Annotated in this window: 15 protein-coding genes; 10 read left to right on the forward strand and 5 right to left on the reverse strand. The window is 40.5% G+C overall.

Annotation, left to right across the window (positions count from 1 at the left end; translation table 11 throughout):
• Positions 1–765: 765 nt before the first annotated feature.
• From DSM08_RS19100 to DSM08_RS01010, 3 genes are all read left to right on the forward strand, one after another.
• Entirely contained in the window at positions 766–1,032 is a 267-nt protein-coding gene (locus tag DSM08_RS19100) for a transposase (protein WP_185218669.1), read from the forward strand.
• A 20-nt stretch (positions 1,033–1,052) separates the two neighbouring features.
• Positions 1,053–1,856, forward strand: coding sequence for an IS3 family transposase (locus DSM08_RS01005; RefSeq protein WP_223110848.1), 804 nt, complete (start codon positions 1,053–1,055; stop codon positions 1,854–1,856).
• 374 nt (positions 1,857–2,230) lie between these two features.
• Positions 2,231–3,100: a HEPN domain-containing protein gene (locus tag DSM08_RS01010; RefSeq protein ID WP_149524391.1), complete on the forward strand. Its 870-nt coding sequence runs from the start codon at positions 2,231–2,233 to the stop codon at positions 3,098–3,100.
• Here the strand turns inward: DSM08_RS01010 and DSM08_RS01015 are convergent.
• Positions 3,097–3,348, reverse strand: a complete 252-nt coding sequence (locus tag DSM08_RS01015) for a helix-turn-helix domain-containing protein (protein ID WP_149524392.1) — start codon at positions 3,346–3,348, stop codon at positions 3,097–3,099. The two genes, DSM08_RS01010 and DSM08_RS01015, sit on opposite strands and share 4 nt — an antisense overlap.
• A gap of 419 nt (positions 3,349–3,767) precedes the next feature.
• Here DSM08_RS01015 and DSM08_RS01020 point away from each other — a divergent pair, with 419 nt between their 5' ends.
• The 3 genes from DSM08_RS01020 (at position 3,768) to DSM08_RS01030 (ending at position 9,768) form a co-directional block, all read left to right on the forward strand.
• Entirely contained in the window at positions 3,768–5,159 is a 1,392-nt protein-coding gene (locus DSM08_RS01020) for a TlpA family protein disulfide reductase (RefSeq protein WP_149524393.1), read from the forward strand.
• Positions 5,160–5,180: 21 nt separating this feature from the next.
• A complete protein-coding gene (locus tag DSM08_RS01025; RefSeq protein WP_187773932.1) occupies positions 5,181–8,390 on the forward strand; it encodes a SusC/RagA family TonB-linked outer membrane protein in 3,210 nt (1,069 codons plus the stop codon).
• A 70-nt stretch (positions 8,391–8,460) separates the two neighbouring features.
• Positions 8,461–9,768: a RagB/SusD family nutrient uptake outer membrane protein gene (locus DSM08_RS01030; protein WP_187773933.1), complete on the forward strand. Its 1,308-nt coding sequence runs from the start codon at positions 8,461–8,463 to the stop codon at positions 9,766–9,768.
• A gap of 45 nt (positions 9,769–9,813) precedes the next feature.
• On the opposite strand, the gene DSM08_RS01035 is transcribed toward DSM08_RS01030, so the two are convergent.
• The 3 genes from DSM08_RS01035 to DSM08_RS01045 all read right to left on the reverse strand — a co-directional run bounded on the left by DSM08_RS01035 (position 9,814) and on the right by DSM08_RS01045 (position 11,593).
• Positions 9,814–10,101, reverse strand: a complete 288-nt coding sequence (locus tag DSM08_RS01035; RefSeq protein ID WP_149524396.1) for a hypothetical protein — start codon at positions 10,099–10,101, stop codon at positions 9,814–9,816.
• Positions 10,102–10,130: 29 nt separating this feature from the next.
• Positions 10,131–10,649 carry a MauE/DoxX family redox-associated membrane protein gene (locus tag DSM08_RS01040; RefSeq protein WP_317131793.1) on the reverse strand — a complete coding sequence of 173 codons (519 nt, stop codon included), beginning with the start codon at positions 10,647–10,649 and terminating at the stop codon, positions 10,131–10,133.
• Between the two features lie 335 nt (positions 10,650–10,984).
• Complete coding sequence (locus DSM08_RS01045) at positions 10,985–11,593, reverse strand: Crp/Fnr family transcriptional regulator (protein WP_149524398.1); 609 nt, start codon at positions 11,591–11,593, stop codon at positions 10,985–10,987.
• Between the two features lie 112 nt (positions 11,594–11,705).
• Between DSM08_RS01045 and DSM08_RS18975 the strand changes: the two genes are divergently transcribed.
• The 4 genes from DSM08_RS18975 (at position 11,706) to DSM08_RS01060 (ending at position 16,184) form a co-directional block, all read left to right on the forward strand.
• Positions 11,706–12,005 carry a hypothetical protein gene (locus tag DSM08_RS18975; protein ID WP_187773934.1) on the forward strand — a complete coding sequence of 100 codons (300 nt, stop codon included), beginning with the start codon at positions 11,706–11,708 and terminating at the stop codon, positions 12,003–12,005.
• 1,192 nt (positions 12,006–13,197) lie between these two features.
• Positions 13,198–14,181: a histidine kinase gene (locus DSM08_RS01050; RefSeq protein WP_187773935.1), complete on the forward strand. Its 984-nt coding sequence runs from the start codon at positions 13,198–13,200 to the stop codon at positions 14,179–14,181.
• Positions 14,182–14,188: 7 nt separating this feature from the next.
• Complete coding sequence (locus DSM08_RS01055) at positions 14,189–14,935, forward strand: LytR/AlgR family response regulator transcription factor (protein WP_149524400.1); 747 nt, start codon at positions 14,189–14,191, stop codon at positions 14,933–14,935.
• 127 nt (positions 14,936–15,062) lie between these two features.
• A complete protein-coding gene (locus DSM08_RS01060) occupies positions 15,063–16,184 on the forward strand; it encodes a hypothetical protein (protein WP_149524401.1) in 1,122 nt (373 codons plus the stop codon).
• Positions 16,185–16,595: 411 nt separating this feature from the next.
• Here the strand turns inward: DSM08_RS01060 and DSM08_RS01065 are convergent, their stop codons facing one another.
• Positions 16,596–16,799, reverse strand: a complete 204-nt coding sequence (locus DSM08_RS01065) for a hypothetical protein (RefSeq protein WP_149524402.1) — start codon at positions 16,797–16,799, stop codon at positions 16,596–16,598.
• Positions 16,800–17,349: the final 550 nt, after the last annotated feature.

Here is a 17,349-nt window from a genome sequence, read left to right on the forward strand (position 1 = left end):
AAGGCACAGAACTTCAGTTTTGTGCCTTTTTTTGAAATGTATGTAGTTTATTTTTAAAGTGTTAAATCATTTGTGCGCTGAAAAATCACAACGCATTATATCGAGGAGCCTGTTAGGCCTATATAATTCACGACAGCTGAGCATAGCGCTTTACCAATTGATTTTTATACTTCATCGGTTAGAAACTTTTCGATTATTTGATTTTTAATGGTCGAATCGCTACCGACATAGTGTTTAATGAATGATTCTACAAGTACCTTATTGGTATAGTCAACCAATTCCTTTCGTTCAGTTTCAGAAATGTCCTCTCGTTTAAATGGCAAATCCTGCAGGGTGAAAATATTTGCTAATGCTTCATCATTTATAATCTTCAATTCATTCTACCATTAAACTTATGCCTTAATGTTGATTGGTTGACTTCTTTTTGGAAGTTAACATCTATATCAAATAGATTTCTTACAAATAAATAAATCTCACTTTCAAAAGCAAAGGAGGTATCGGATTCGGTATTAGTAGATTTCGTTGCATATTCCGATGATATGCCCCCAGGGATTCCGGCGATATGCACTGGCACAAATCGATCCGAAATATCCATGATTTACCGGCCATTGGAATATATTGCTGGAAAGATTAAAGCTTATAGATATTTAAACGGGCTCACTCAAAAGCAATTTGCAAAGTTGATGAACGTAGACCCTGCTACTGTAACCCTCCCGAAAATTCGGACTGTCTGAAACGCGAAAATTCGTAACTTAGAACAGTACAATGAAAAAAACAAGAATCAGCGAGAGCCAAATCGTTTCTGCGATCAAGCAACATGAATCGGGTAAAAGCACTTCGGACATCTGCAGGGAGTTGGGTGTCCACCAAGCCACCTTTTACACTTGGAAGAAGAAGTATTCCGGGATGGACAGCCAAGAGCTGCGCCGCATGAAGGAACTGGAGGAAGAGAACCGCCGTCTCAAGCAGATGTATGCGGACCTCGCCCTGGACCACAAGATCCTCAAGGACGTACTCTCAAAAAAGTTCTGAGGCCCTGCCAGCGCAAGGATATGGCTGCTTATGTTATTTCTATGCACCAGATCAGCATCAGCAGGGCCTGCAAGGTTGTCAACCTGCCCAAGTCGATGTATTATTACAGGAACAGGAAGGACGACAGCGAAACGATAGCGAAGCTCCGAGAGCTGGCCGATCGGTATCCAACCGAAGGACAGGACCTTTACTATTCACGTATCCGACACGAGGGACTGAAGTGGAACTACAAACGAATCCGCAGGGTGTATCAACTCTTGGGGATGAACCGTCGCAGAAAGGTCAGGAGACGACTTCCAGCCCGGGTAAAGCAACCGTTATCGATTCCAGAAAGGCCGCTTAAAACATGGTCTCTGGACTTCATGAGCGATGTACTGACCAATAAGCGCAAGTTCAGGACCCTGAATATCATTGATGATTTTAATAGACAGGCCATCGCTATTGAGGTTGCGCACGGTATGCCAGCAAACAAAGTAACCTATCTATTGGAACGCATCATAAAAGAGCAGGGAAAACCTTCACGTTTCCGTACGGATAACGGCCCTGAATTTATCAGTAGGGAATTTCGAGATTGGTGTGCTGGCAAAGAAATAGATATACAGTACATTCAACCAGGCAGGCCGATGCAAAACGGTTACATTGAACGTTTCAACCGCACGTTTCGGGAAAGTATCCTTGATGCCTACCTCTTTGAAGATACACAGCAAGTACAGATACTTGCAGAAGAATGGATTCAGGATTACAACTACAGAAGACCACATGAGTCATTGGGAGGAAAGACACCAATGGAATACGATGCCCTGCCGGCGGCATGTTATCAATAGGTCAACTTTAAAAAAGATTGACCTATTGATAACAACTATTTTTAAATTTGAAAACTCGCCTGGATGCCAGTCCGAAAATAGGGAGGGTTACATGGTAGCGCGTGACCGTTTTAAATGCGGCAATAAGTTCGTACTTCTTTTTAAGTATACGGGTTAGCAATAGAACATCAGTTAGAGGATGTTAAAGAAAAGACCCAAAGGTGAATTCTGATTTCTTTTGCTCGGCACAGACAGATAAAGTTAGATCTATCTCTATATTCCGTTTTGAGATAAAAATTAGAATTCTCAATAATGGTGGTAAAGTTGGCTAGATGACTCGTCATATTTATTGTATCGGAATTTTATCTAGCTCTTATTTTTATTATCTTTAATGTATGGAAGAGTTAAGCCACTTACCGATTGATAAGCAAAACGATATTCTTAAAATTTTAGAAATAATTAAAGAAGTCGCAGTGCCTGAGAAGGTCATTTTGTTCGGGAGCTTTGCGAGGGGAGATTGGGTGGACGATGAGTATGTTGAAAACGGTGCTACATATACATATCGTAGCGATTTTGATTTTCTGGTTGTAACACGTGACTCAAAACTTTTAGAATTAGAAATAAAGAACAGAATCGAAAATCGAACTAGAAGTTCTCGACATCCAGTTAATCCATTGGTGCATGACTTAAAACATATAAACTACGGTTTAGAAAGAGGCCAATATTTCTTTAAATCTATAATTGAAAGTGGTATCTTATTGTTCGATACAAAATCGTTTGATTTTGTAAAATCCCGTGCTTTGTCTATTGAAGAACAGAGAGAACAGGCATTATGTTATTATAATAACTGGATTGAAAGTGGCGTTAGGCTGCTGCGTATTGCAGAGGTCGCGTTTGATATATCATTGGAAGAGGATTTAGCGATGAACGAGGTACTGTTCTTATTACATCAAACCGCTGAAAAATTCTATGCAGGATTGGGCTTAATATACAATGGCTATAAACCAAAAACTCATAGTATCAAGGAATACCGAAATTATACTAAAGAAATCTCCGAAGAGATAAATAAGATTTTTCTGTATCCAGAAAGTTCTTCTAAAGAAGAGGAATTGTTCGAAATTTTACAGAAAAGCTATATTGATGCTCGTTATAAGCAAGATTTTTATGTGAATAAAGCTGATGTTAAATCTATTCTAGAAAAAATTCAGATACTAAAAGTCCTAACTATTAAATATTCGCTTAAAAAACTAAACAGCATTAACTAATTCCATGCCTTCAAAAAGGCAAAATCGTTGTCTAGAAGCTCTTTCGGATGCTTATTTAATCCTTTAGCATACTCAAGAAACGTAGAAAAATTAAAATCCTTATTGCCATTCTCGATATTGCTGATGTTGCTCTTAGTTAAATCGCACCGCGAAGCTAATTGATCTTGACTCAATCCGCACCCCTGACGTGTACGTCTGAGGAACTTCCCAATTTCTTTTAACCGTTCAAAATCTCTCTCTATATTCATTTTAAAACGGAATAAAGCAAATAATAACAAATTATGTGTTATAAGATCTTGCAACTTTAGCGTATTTTTTTTATATTTGCAGTTCATTCATTTGGTAGGCGTGAGAAACCTAAAACCAATGTGAATGCGAATTATAAACTTATACATTCCTAATAGATATTCTGGAAAGGCCTCCCTTGATTCTAGGTCGCGTAGTTTCTCACGCCCAACCATGGCGCAAGGGAGTGGCCTTTCTTGTTTAATTATCTATGGTAGGGTATGTTTTATGCATACCTATAATCTCCTGATCTCTCCTCCCGAGTAGGACATGTGACCATTATGTCACATCCCGTTAAATGTTTTCCTGCTTAGAATAATATGACCCTTATTCAATAAGTTGGATTTCTATTTTCCATAATCCTTATCTCAACACCTTTTCTATGAAAAACTTAATCAAGACATATTTATCTATGACCCATATTTTCTTGCTGCGGGGTTATTATATCGGTCTCAAAAAGCGTTCAAATCTTTGCATGGCAATGCTTACTCTTTGTTTCAGTTTGTTTAGTTACGTCGAAGCCTGGTCCCAAGACGGGACCAGTGCTTTGCGTCCAGGTGTGCTTGAACTGAAAGTCGGAGATGCCCTTCCTGAAGACCTGTGGAATCTTTCATTGACCGTAATAAACCACCCCGAAGGCAAACAAACAATCAGATTAGCTGACTATAAAAATAAACCCATTATCCTTGATTTCTGGGCTACGTGGTGTCCAGGATGTATCACTTCTTTACAGAATTTAGATACTATTCAAAGAGAATTACCTAATGAAGTCGTTATTATACCTATCACCAATGACAACGTGCAAAAGGCTGAGGCATTTATTAAGGAAAGACGATGGCAACTGCCCACGGTAGTAAACAGCTCGATATTACAAGAGTACTTTCCTCATAAATATATTCCCCATTATATATGGGTGAATCAAGAGGGAATAATCGAGGCCATCACAGGGGCCGAGCCCGTTAACAAAGCGAATATTAAGACAGTAATCGGGGGTAGGAACTTGGACGTTCCAAATAAAATAGAACTATTAGATTTTGATCATAAGAAGCCTTTGTTTATAGATGGGAATGGCGGAGAGGGTAATTCTATTAAATATCGATCGTTATTTTCAGAACCGATTCCAGGCTTATTCCAATCTATTTCTGCAGTAATATCCGATACAATTAACCACACTTCCCGGATTTATGGTATCAACTGCCGCGCCTTGACATTATACTCGATTGCGTATCAAAAGCTTCAAAGCTTCCCTAAAGAACGTATTGAGTATGAAATAAAAGATTCTGCGAAACGAGCGCTTTTTGTTACCACGAAAGACGGTCAGACTTCCAAAAACCATTTGTTCACTTACGAATTAATTACACCTTTAAACGCGCCCGACAAAGTAAGGGAACGAGTGGGGGTCGATCTTCAACATTTCTTTGGCTTGAGTGCACGTTTCGAGAGGCGTTTAATTGATTGCTACGTACTGACGGCTCTTCCCACGCTCAAACATGCTTTCTCTAAAGGCGGAGAAAGAAAAGATAACCTGTTCGGTGAGCAAAATGAAGAAAAATATATTCAAAACCAGACAATTGACTTCTTATCCGGCTACCTTAATGAAATTCTGCCTCTAGCGGTAGTTGACGAAATGAGTTACCGAGGAACACTTGATTTAAAGTTTCCACAACCGGACATCCAAAACTTAAAACCGCTTCAGGAAGCGCTTCGCAATCAGGGTATTTCTTTGGAAAAAGGGAATCGAGAGATTGAGTTTTTCATTATCAGTGATAACTAAGAATTTAACGAAACGATGTGTATGAAATACATTATTTTTACCATTTTATCCTTTTACGTAACACTCGGTGTTGCACAAACCACCCCGCGGCGCACAATTTCGTTAGCAGTCGTGGATGAAGACAATCGTCCATTAACGAGTAGCAGTGTTCGGTTGATGGGAAAACAAGGCTCCGTAATTTCTAAAGGTGACGCTAACTTTACGATTGATCTCATCTCAAATGTGGATACCCTTCTGGTCAGCCACCTAGGTTACCACGAACAAAGAGTGAGTATAAAAAATACGAGTCCGCTATTTATTGTGGTAACACTAAAAAAAGCGGGGGCAACAAAGATTGAAGAAGTCGTCGTTAATACAGGATACCAAAGCCTACCTAAGGAGAGAGCAACTGGCTCATTTGAAACCCTAAACCAGGAGTTAATCAACCGCAGTGTTAGTACGGACATTCTCAGTCGCTTAGAAGGAGTCAGCAGCCTTAATTTCAACAATAGGTCAAGCGGTAAAAGCTTATCGATAAGAGGGCGCAGCACCATTATGGGAAATGCATCCCCACTGATTATATTGGATAATTTCCCCTACGAGGGGGACATTGATAATATCAATCCCAATGATGTTGACAATATTACGTTTCTTAAAGATGCGGCGGCAGCTTCCATTTGGGGCGTACGAGCCGCCAACGGCGTAATTGTAATAACCACCAAAAAAGGGAAATACAATAGGCCCTCTTCCGTCGATTTCTCTGCTAATCTAACCTATGGAGCTAAGCCCAATCTTTTCTATGCTCCGATGTTGAGCGCAGCTGATTTTATTGATTTGGAGTTGTATCTTTTTCATAAGGGCTACTACAATGCAACCTTAAACAACGTAAGAAAACCCGTGGTTTCCCCGGTCGTTGAACTTCTTTCGCAGCTAAGAAACGGGAGCTTGTCTTCCAAAGAAGTGAATGAACAAATTGAATCGTTTAAGAAGGTTGATGTTCGCAATGACCTGAGTAAATATTATTATCAGTCAAATCTCAATCAGCAGTATGCATTGAGCTATAGCGGCGGTTCAAATAAGTACAATTACATGCTATCGGCTGGATGGGATAAGAACCAGGAGAACCTAAAGCGTAATGGCTTGGATAGGTTAACGCTCCGATCGGAAAATAACTTCAATCCCTTGGAAGGATTATACCTCCAAGCTGGCATCGTTTTCACCCAAATCAATAGCCAAAATAATAATATGGGCCTTCAAATGATTAATTCCGCTCCGAAGGGATTTTACCCATATGCTTCCCTAGCTGACGCAAATGGAAACCCATTAGCGATACCTTATGAATATCGTCTGGCTTATGTTGATACGGTCGGCTCTGATAAACTTCTTGATTGGCAATACAGACCTTTGGAAGAACTGAATCTCGCAGATAATACGTCACAACAAAACGATATCCGTTTGAATGCGGGGATCCAATATAAACTCTCCAATGGATTTGGGGTGGAAGCACGATATCAGTATCAACAGCAATCGGGGAACGACCGAAACTATGCCGTTCCTAATAGTTTCCCTGCGCGCAATTGGGTTAATCTTTTCAGTTATCAGGATGGATCGGTAATAAACTACCGTGTTCCCACAGGTGGGTTTCTCGATTTAGGGCAATCAAACTTGAAATCCCATGTTGGAAGAGGGCAGCTAAACTATAACAAAACCTGGCATGCAATACATGAACTTTCGGCAATCGTGGGTATGGAGATTCGACAAACCCATACCACTTCCAATAGAAACCGTACTTATGGTTACAATGGCGAGCTTCTAACATTCGGAAGTGTAAACTATGCGGACCTCCTTCCAACTTACAACAATCTGCGTGGAATGTTGCGCATACCGAATAATACTAATTTTGAAGATGTTCTATTTAGGTTTACTTCCTATTATGGAAATGCCGCTTATACGTTAAAAGATAGGTACACGTTATCGGCAAGTCTGCGCAAAGATGCCTCTAACTTATTTGGTGTTGCGACCAACCAGAAAGGGGTACCGCTGTGGTCGTCAGGTTTAAGCTGGCAAGTGCATAAAGAGGACTTCTACAGGCTTGACATGTTGCCAGTGCTCAAATTCCGAGCGACGTATGGTTACAATGGTAATGTCGACAATACGCTGTCGGCGCTTACAACCTTGCGGTCTGCCAGCAATACCTATCTTACCGGGCTTGATTATGCCTACGTTTTCAGCCCCGGAAATCCCGAATTACGCTGGGAAAAATCAGGAATGTTAAACCTAGGAATTGACTTCGGCTTTAAAAACAATCGATTTTCAGGTAGTATAGACTATTATGCGAGAAAGGGAATAGATCTGATCGGACAAGCCCCGATTGATCCTACCACAGGTGTTATATCTCCAACTGCTGAGTTTCTATATAAGGGTAACGTAGCGCAAATGAAAGGGAATGGGTTAGATTTGGTGCTGCATGGACGTATTATAGAGCGCCAGTTTAAATGGCGAACAGATGCGATCTTGAATTATACCACCAACCAGGTCACTAATTACGAAATGTCAAGTTCATCTCTGGCGGCTAATTATGTAGGATATGGACTTCTGGTTTCTCCCTTTAAGGGTAAGCCGGTTTACGGCATCTATAGTTATCCTTGGGCGGGACTGGATCCCCAGAATGGCGATCCCCAAGGTTATCTTGATGGTGAAATAAGCAAGGATTATTACGCTATAACATCTGGATCGCCGTCCTCACTAGTTTTTCACGGTTCGGCTGTGCCTACCGTGTTTGGTTCCTTACGCAATACATTCTTCTACAAGGATTTCTCCCTTTCGTTTACGATGACGTTAAAAGGAGGATATTATTTCCGAAGAAGTAGCATTGATTATCTGGCGCTATACGCAAACTGGAGGGGCGGCCATGCTGACTACCTAAAACGTTGGCAGAATCCTGGCGATGAGAAAAGTACAAATGTCCCGTCTTTACCTTATCCGGCAAACTCCGCGAGGGACGCTTTTTACAACAATTCGACTGTACTTGTAGAGAAAGGCGATCATTTGAGGCTGCAAGATATCAACATGTCATATCGTTTGGGCGATAACAAAACCGGGAAATATATTAAACAGTTACAGATCTACGCTTATCTGAACAACCTTGGAATGATATGGCGAGCTAACAAGGCGGACTTAGATCCAGATTATTATTCAGGAGGCTATCCACTGCCGGTAACTATATCCTTAGGCTGTAGAGCGACATTTTAAATCAAAATTACTACAAGATATGAAAAGAAGAATCTTATACATAGTGGCCGTAATATGCTGTGTTTTTTTCGTGAGTTGTGAAAAATTTTTGGATGAAAAGCCAAATAAGAAATTGGTTGTCCTGTCATCGGTAAAAGACGCTCAGGCTTTATTGAACAATACGAGTGTATTTATAACGGCCCATCCTACATCGGGTGAGTTCGCCGCTGGTGATTTTTATTTGCTTACCGAAGACTGGCAATCACTTAGCTGGCAATCGCATCGGCAGAGTTATATTTGGGGAGATCATGTATTTAATGACATGGAACGAAACGACTGGTCTTTGCCGTATGTAGCCGTTTACAACGCTAACGTTATTCTAGACGCGATTGCCAATGGGGAAATCAAGCAGGGGACACAACGGGAGATCGCCGATGTGCAAGGACAGGCTTTATTTTACCGATCTTACGCCTTATATAGTTTGCTGCAAATTTTTGCAAAAGCATGGGATAACACAACATCAAAATCTGATCTTGGTATCCCTTTAAGGCTATCCTCGGATTTTAATATCCCGGTCAAACGCGCTACGGTTGCGGAATGTTACGAGCAAATCATAAAGGATATGCAAGAGGCAGTAGTTCTGTTGAATGAAACAACTACATTAAAAACTAGGCCCACAAAAACTGCTGCACACGCTTTTTTAGCCAGGATTTATCTAAACATAGGTCGGTATGAACTAGCGCGAGCTTCTGCAAGTGAGGCGCTGGCTTCACATAGCCAGCTCATAAATTATAATACGTTAGACACGACAGCCGAAAATCCATTTGCCATATTTAATGAAGAGGTAATCTATCATGTGCGGCTTTGGAACTTTTTGCCTTATCCACCGGTGCCTAAAATCGATCCTGAGTTGTTTGCGTCTTACCACCACGATGATCTTCGAAGGACGTTGTTTTTTATTAGTAATGGCGACGGGACTTTCAGTTACAAATCAGGTTACAATGGTGATGATGGACTGTTTAACGGATTGGCGACTGACGAACTGTTTCTGATAAGGGCGGAATGTTATGCCCGCCTAGGTCAAACCGAGAAAGGACTACAAGATTTGGATGCTCTACTATCAAAACGATGGAAAGCAGAATCTTACATTCCCTATTCCACAATGACAGAGGTTGATGCCTTAAAAATAATTTTGGATGAGCGAAGAAAAGAATTAGTATTTAGGGGACTGAGATGGTCTGATTTAAAGCGCTTGAATAAAGAGCCTAGATTCGCTGTGACTCTGAAGAAGAAGATAGAAGATAAGGAGTATGTATTATCGCCTAACGATAATAGGTATGTATTTCCCATTCCATCTGCCGTCATTGAAATGACCGGGATTCAGCAGAATCCACGTTAGTTGTAAGAAAAAGCGGAACGCGAAGTTCCGCTTTTTAATGGCTAACTACCTCGCTTTAAATGTAATGTTGGTAGCTTGTGAAAGATCTGGTTGTCCGCTTCCATTATCAGGCGCTTCCAACGTACAGCGAACATCCGACTCATTGGGACAGTTTTCGCTTCCATTGGCGGGGACATAATTTGCTGGGTTGTTATGCCCGGCTGGCGTCGAAGGGGTATAACGCCATACCATTTCCTCATCATGAGTGATTTTTTCAACCATCTTAAAAGACATCGTTAATACTCCGATCGCTAATGCCGCAATCGATAATACATTTACTTTTAATTTTTTCATCTTTTTAAATTTTGAATGAACAAATATTTTTATAACCGTCTTTTGGCCGACCCGCCCGCGACTGTATCGTCTCCGACTTTACTGCCACGCTGTTTTTTCCATAAGTATAGTCCCCATACACTGAGTATCAAAAAGGTAAGGTTGAGAATCAGGTGCTGCATCCAGTTCATGCCGTTTATAACGGATCCGCATCCACAGGGTAATTGCTCCCAGGTACCCAGTAAAGCTATAGCTATGTACGTGCTGAACGCTGTTAGTAATGAGATCGACATGGTCAATCCAAGCTTTTGGAATCTCGATACGACCAGAGTGGCTACCGTTGCTATTTCCAGAACAGGAAGGAGATAGATAAGGATATATCCGAGAAGATCAGGAAATGGTTGGTTAAGGATTCCAGATTTGAATGCCGAAAAATCTAATATCTTATCAATGGTGACGGGTAACCAAAGAGCCAATAGAAGTATGATAATCATTCTGTAGATGTGAGATATGTTTAACATGCGTTTCATATGCTTTCGATTGCTAAGCTCAAATTGGAGATCAGTCATGCTGATCCTTTTCTAGGCACTGCCCAACAGTTCAAATCTCGTCACTCTTTGAGGGAAAAAGAGCGTATCATTGTGGAGCTTTTTTAGCTACTTAGGATTCTGTATAACATTCGATTTTAAGCATTATGTCATTCAGAAGGGGACTGTTCCAGATCCATTCGTATTAGGCTACTAAAAGATTTTTTTCCTTAGCCTGAAAACGGCGCGCATAAGGAGAGCTATTATAAGATGGACGCGACGGTATATTTGTTTTGAGAGTCGAAAGAACCGTTAGGATAGGGTTAGATCATTGTATTTCGAATGTTCTCTTGGTCGAATCGAATGCTTTTAGGGGCTTACTTTTGAAACAGAAGTTTCCTTTTTTGTTGCTGAATGCAGGATCGGGAAATGCCTAACAGATCGGCTTGTTCGAACTGACTGATTCGAATATCGACTTCGGATAGCAGTTTAATAAATAGCTGATATCGTTCTGATGGGCGTAAGCTCCAGCATACGATCCGAAGCCTATGCAGAAACTGTAATTGTTGTTGAATCAGTCTCGACATCAACTCGTTTATAGCCGCATCTTCAGAACTACAGGCTAAAATGGAGGAGTAGGGAATGGCGATAACTGCTCCAGAACGAAGTGATACCAGGTCGCCGGAAATACGTTTCTGGCTGTAAAGATTTACCGTAGTGGAAAGAGCCATTCCAGCATAAGCCAGGTTGAAGATTTTGCGCTTGCCGGAAGGGAGATATTCGATATGCGCTAAAAGGCCGCGCGAAACGAAATAAAAATAATGGGACTTATTTACTGTATTGGATAGGATTTGATGCCTTTTGGTTAGCAACACCTTGCATTGTGATTTTATCCATGACACCTGGTAGCCCGATAATACGCAGGACTCGTTCCAAAATTCAACGAAGAACTTCAGGTCTTTATTCAGGGGAGTGATCTGGTTCATAATCCTATTGGTTTTTTGTTTGCCTAATTTGCTATTTATCTGGCGATGATTTTTACAAACCTTCCTGAAGCACCATTATGTATACGCGAAGCCGCTTTATGTGTCTAAAAACGTGACAAACCTCCTTTCGCTTGAACAATATGGCCTCTTAGTAAAAGAGATTTTGAATTTTGGTTCTTATGGAACAAATTTGAATCAATCGATTGTAAGTCTTCATGGCCAGAAGCCGCTATTCCGATGCGAGATCGGAGTATTTATTAACTTTTCGATACGTATTATGACATCTACAGAAATGGAATCGGTCTTTGGAATGCTTTCGAATTTGCCGCTTTCAGGCGAAGAGAGAGTGAAGTTTATCGAAGATGAACCAGATCCGGAAGATCGGAAATGCAATATCGTATTTCCCTTTTAATCAGCTCGCAGCGTGTAGTTTCGCGCACGCTGTGAGATTTTTGGCTGTTTTCTGTTGATTCCAAGTAAAATTACGTTCGCGCTTACAAAGTAGTAAAATGGGGTTACACGATTTATGGTCCTTAAGGAGTGATGCTGAGAAATGGAAAACATTTGCCTTTATGTCCGCTAGTTTTCAACATATCTTAGGGATTTTCGATTTTAGGGAACAATTCCAACTGTTTTCAAATTATCACCAATATAGCTACCGAAGAAGAGCCGCGCCTTTGCAAAAATGGGCGAATCAAGATAGAGAGGAAATAAAGGTTCTGAACTTGCTGCAACCCGCTCCCAGAATGTGGGTCTCCTTTCATCTAGGAGTTTATCAATGGATACCACTTCGCTTAATGATCGCGGGGATATCGGTATGTCTCATTGTATCCCGAAGTGTCCTACAGGAATACAGAACTATATATGCGAAGTTAGTAGAGCGGATACCGCTAGAAGGAAAATTGTGCTTTCAGGAAGCGGAAGATCCAAAGATTTTTTTTGCTCTAAGACGATTTGTGAAAATGGGATTTCATATTTTTGTCTTCGCTGATGGTGCTTTCGGAAGTATTGATCATCCCAATAAAAATCTTGCCGAGGTAAAATTGTTGGAAGGGTCAATAAGAGTCCGCTCGGGCTATATCAATATTGCTTCCCTATTCAACCTTCCAATTACGAAGATTATAGAGCATTCTTTGGACCCCCACAAGTGGCAACCACTTAAGCTATATGAAATTCCTAACGAAACCATTAAAAATCGCAAAGTTTTTCATGATCAATGCCTCGGTAATCTGTACCGATCGTTTGAAAAAGATCTGGTAAAATTTCCTCACCTATGGGAGACTTGGAGGTATCTTCATCGTTATTATCACCCGCGGTCTGAATTATTGAATTGGAATTCTGACTACAGAATAATTCCCTTGCAAGCTAAAAATGAATATATGTTGTTGGACAAATTTACCTACCGATCGCATCAAATTGATAAGACACAATATGAAAGTTTGTCGAAAATAATTTTTTAGCACAAATTTTTGTTAGTAGATTAGTTAAAATCGGCTATTTCTTCAGCCTCTGGAGCTTTTTATAAACTTAAGTGTGACATGATGATTAAACAGCATATCTGGTTTTGGGTAAGTTATACTTTTTACTTCTTTCTGATTAACAAGATGGGTAATCCAAATCTCAGCTTCTTGACCGTTTTGCTTTCCATCCCGATTTTTGCGTTAATCTTTTACTCTCTTTCTTACATCCTTGACAATTTTTTTGCTAGGAAACTATACATTAAAACAGTGACTTGGATACTAATTATATACAGCCTTGTCGCGTATCTTTTGTTTGCTATTAATCACGATTACCATGGTCTGGGAGTTGTCTATGGAAAATATCTGGTGAAAAACAAAGATTTCAATCCCATACTTTTTCTGCAAAGCTATCTTATACTCATCGGACATTTTACTTTTCTTGCGATCCTAGGCTTCCAATACAACAGCCGCCTCAGAACCGTTATTGAAATGAACAAAGAGATGCAACTGCGCCTCGATGAACAGAAGCTAAGGCAGGAATATGAATATGCAAGTTTAGCGCAACAGGTCCCTCCACATCTGCTGGTGAATGTATTCCAGTCTTGGGCATATCAAATCAAGGCCTCACATCCCGTACTGGCCGATCAAATGGATCAGATGTATAGCTTGATTCATTATTTTATGGAATCTAGTCACCCTGATGCTCCGAGGACGGTCCTTCTGGTTGAAGAAATCGAAATGGTCCGGCAGTATGTACAGATCGAAAACTTTGTCAGCCATGTCCCCCTAAATATTTCATGGCAGGTTTCCGACGCGGTTCACGCACTGATGCTTCCTCCTACGACGCTTATGACTTTGGTTATGAATGCATTGAAGCATGGTGACGCACACTGCTCCGATAAGCCCGTCGAGATCGTTATTCAGCCAGCCCCAGATAGCGTTGAAATACATGTCCGAAACCCCATACCCGCCGTACGCAAGGGGCTTGCCAGCCACGGCCTTGGCCTGAGTAATCTTTCGAGACGATTAGAAATGACATTCGGAAGCGGGCACAAGTTCGTGCATGGCTTTACTTCGCAAGGTTACTCTGCTGAGATTAGTATATACAAATGTGGATCATTAAATTAAGCAAAACATGAAACAATGGACAGCAATTATCCTCGATGACCAGCAAGCGAGCATAGAGCGATTACTTGAGATGATGAAAGATGTAGAATATGTCAACGTCACCAAGTCTTTTACCGACCCAAAAAGAGCACTAACATATATGCGCGTTAATCCGATAGACTTGTTAATACTGGACGTTCAGCTGGGGGGCATGTCTGGCTTTGAATTCCTAGAATCGCTTCCGAAATTGAACTTTAAGACGATTTTGTACACTGCCTACCCGCAGTATGAAGATCAAGGATATCAAAGGAATGTGGTGGATGTTTTGCTAAAACCAGTCTCACCCATCCGCTTGAAAATAGCACTCTCGCGTTTGGATGCAGAAATGAAAAGTGATTTGCCAGAGCTGAGCGACCGAGATTCACTCCAGCATTATGATGATTACTTCAATGTAAAAGGCCCATATCGATATGTACGGACCATCGTGCGCTTTATCAATATTACTCACGTGGAGAAGGCAGGGAACAGCGTGTGCATCTATTTGAACAATGGGAAAGACCCTTTAATATCCAACAGCACGTTTGAACATATTATGGACAAATTGCCCAGCCGCTGGTTCATCAAATGCGGTAAAGGTAGGCTGTTCAATGTGTATTACTTCCATTCATACAGCCACAACCAAATTCGATTGAATTATGTGGAAAAGCTAATCCCTGTAGGGGAGCTGGCCAAACATCCCGAACTCAAGACGTTCCTGAACAGCAATAATATTTAGCGCGGCTGCAATTGCTGGCCGCGTGATCACGCTTCCCTACTCTCTATAATATCTCTATTGAAGAACATAAAGACGATTGATTATGAACCTCAAACGATTCAGCACGCTAATCTGTATAGAAGTAATTATGCAAGAGTTTATGCATCAGAAATATCCCATAGAGGACTTCATAGGATGGGTGCAAAGCCGAGTGCCGGTCCTAGAAGATTCCATTGCTTTAGTAAAAAAAGAATTGGAAAACAAGAAATCTGTAACCGATACTGACCTCCCCTTGAATGAAGGTTATTTCATTTTTTATCAGCAAGCACGTCACCCCGCTGAGCGCCTGGGCGTGATGAGATCTAGTTGTCCCATTGAGATCTCATCCTTTAATAAAGAATATGCTTTTATGATAGACATGTTCGTTGATTTTATCGAATTTTTTGAGAAGCATTTTTCAATGAACGAATCGCTATTTAGATATTCGGCTGTCCAGCAGATGCTATTATCTATCTTCGATGATATTTCTCAAACCGTTAAGCAGCTTCCCCATCACGCTTTAACTGAAAAAATTTTGGATGGATGTGTAAATATCCTATCAATACCTGGAGATAACCTCTTAAGCCGCAACTATAATCACGCTTATTGCTTTTTCGTTTTCAAGTTAGGGGCAACTTGGGATTGGCAAAGGAGAGTCGGAACATTTGCGGCAGTCGAGCGATTTGTAATTTACCTGAATTTCAATGCCGACGGTATCGTGAATTATTTTTTGGAAAAAGTAAGCAAAGAGGTCAGTCAAATGAGCCAGTGTAATCAGCGTATAACTGTATTCCTCGATTACAAAAGGTTGTTGGCACGTCTGCCTGCTCGCCGCAAGACCACATACGACATGTACGGTATGGTTGTAAAGAAGCATCTTGTGAATTGGATAGAAGCGGAACTCAAATATCTCTATGAAGCACCTTCGGTCGGCTTGATTCAAAAACGCGACGTTCCCAAATCACCTGTGCCGCTGTTCAAGAAAATCATATGCAGATTGTCGGGCGATCAATTAGCAATTGTATTACGCGCAGCTGATGAAGTAAAAATGGTGGAATCTCGTTCATTGAATATGGTTTATAACACGATGATCCCCTATATCGCAACAGAAAATAGGACAACGCTCTCCCCCTCATCCATTCGCGTAAAGTCGTACTATCCTGAACAAAAGGATAAAAATCTAGTAATTGATAAATTAAACCAAATGATCGAAAAAATCAAAGATTACTGAAATATGTTGGTTTCCGAGGTGATGAGTCGGTTAGTAGACCCCGCAGCTGTTCCATGATGGATTCAATATAATTTGAAAATAAGACACAAGAAATAGGAGCATATCAGTGATAGATGGTCGTTCATGGGAATAACGCTCTTTGATATTCCGAGCATTTACCGGCGCTCCGACTCTATAGTGCTCAGCATACCCTCAATTTCCGGAATATAATTTGATGCTACTTTAATATGCGCCTGTTCGGCGAGGCCCTAACTTGAGCTATACGTCCCAACCATTGTCTTGTTGCATCACCATGTCGGTGATAAGAGCATGTAGAGAAGTATTGTCTGTGAAAGCTAAAGCCGCGTTGACCTCCTTGAAGAAATAAACGTTTTTATCTCAAGTGAAAAGATTTTTTCCTGAAATGTTGATTTAGCGCCAATCAACCTCGAACTTTATTCGTAGCAAAACCTGGTTCCTAAAATTTTCGTCAGAATAGCCTTTGTATGTAAATTCCTTGACTTCTTCAATCTTACGCAAAATGTCTTCGATTTCTAAAATATAGTTGGCAGTTAACTGGATATCAGTCGCTTGTTCTAGGGTAACATAACGCTTGAATGTCAAAGTTTTTTTCATAGGTTTTTTATATCTGTAAACAAACTTATGAACAATTGGTGTGATTCAACTTAAATTTTCAGTTGAAATTCGGCAGAAATCAATAATAGCCAAAAAAGGATTAAATGAAGGATCTTATAGCCGGCGGTTCATCAAAATGAATACTTGCCTAATTCTAATTTAGGATTTGTACATCCTGTCGCTAGACGCTGTAAGTATCTATCTGTGCGTTTACCGCTTTTAGTATGTTCTGAAAAGTGTCACGGCGTTTGTTGATTTCTTCAATTCTGTATAAAGCATTTAGGTTCTGCAGTCGGGGCCAACAACGTTGTTCATATACCTACATGTAGGCGTTTTTTGGTGAAAATATAAAATTTAGCTCAACGTGTAATACGATCACGTATATTTACTACAGCACTATATAGAATGGATGTGTTTGCGATGTTTTCATAAACAATGTTGGGAATATCTTAACCATTACCTTTAAGGGCGTGGTTGTTTTTTTCTTGTATAACATAGTCCACTTGGTAACGTCAAGCAGATTGTGAATATTAATGGTTCTAAGCCCTTT

Source organism: Sphingobacterium hotanense, assembly GCF_008274825.1.
GTDB classification, from domain to species: Bacteria; Bacteroidota; Bacteroidia; order Sphingobacteriales; family Sphingobacteriaceae; genus Sphingobacterium; species Sphingobacterium hotanense.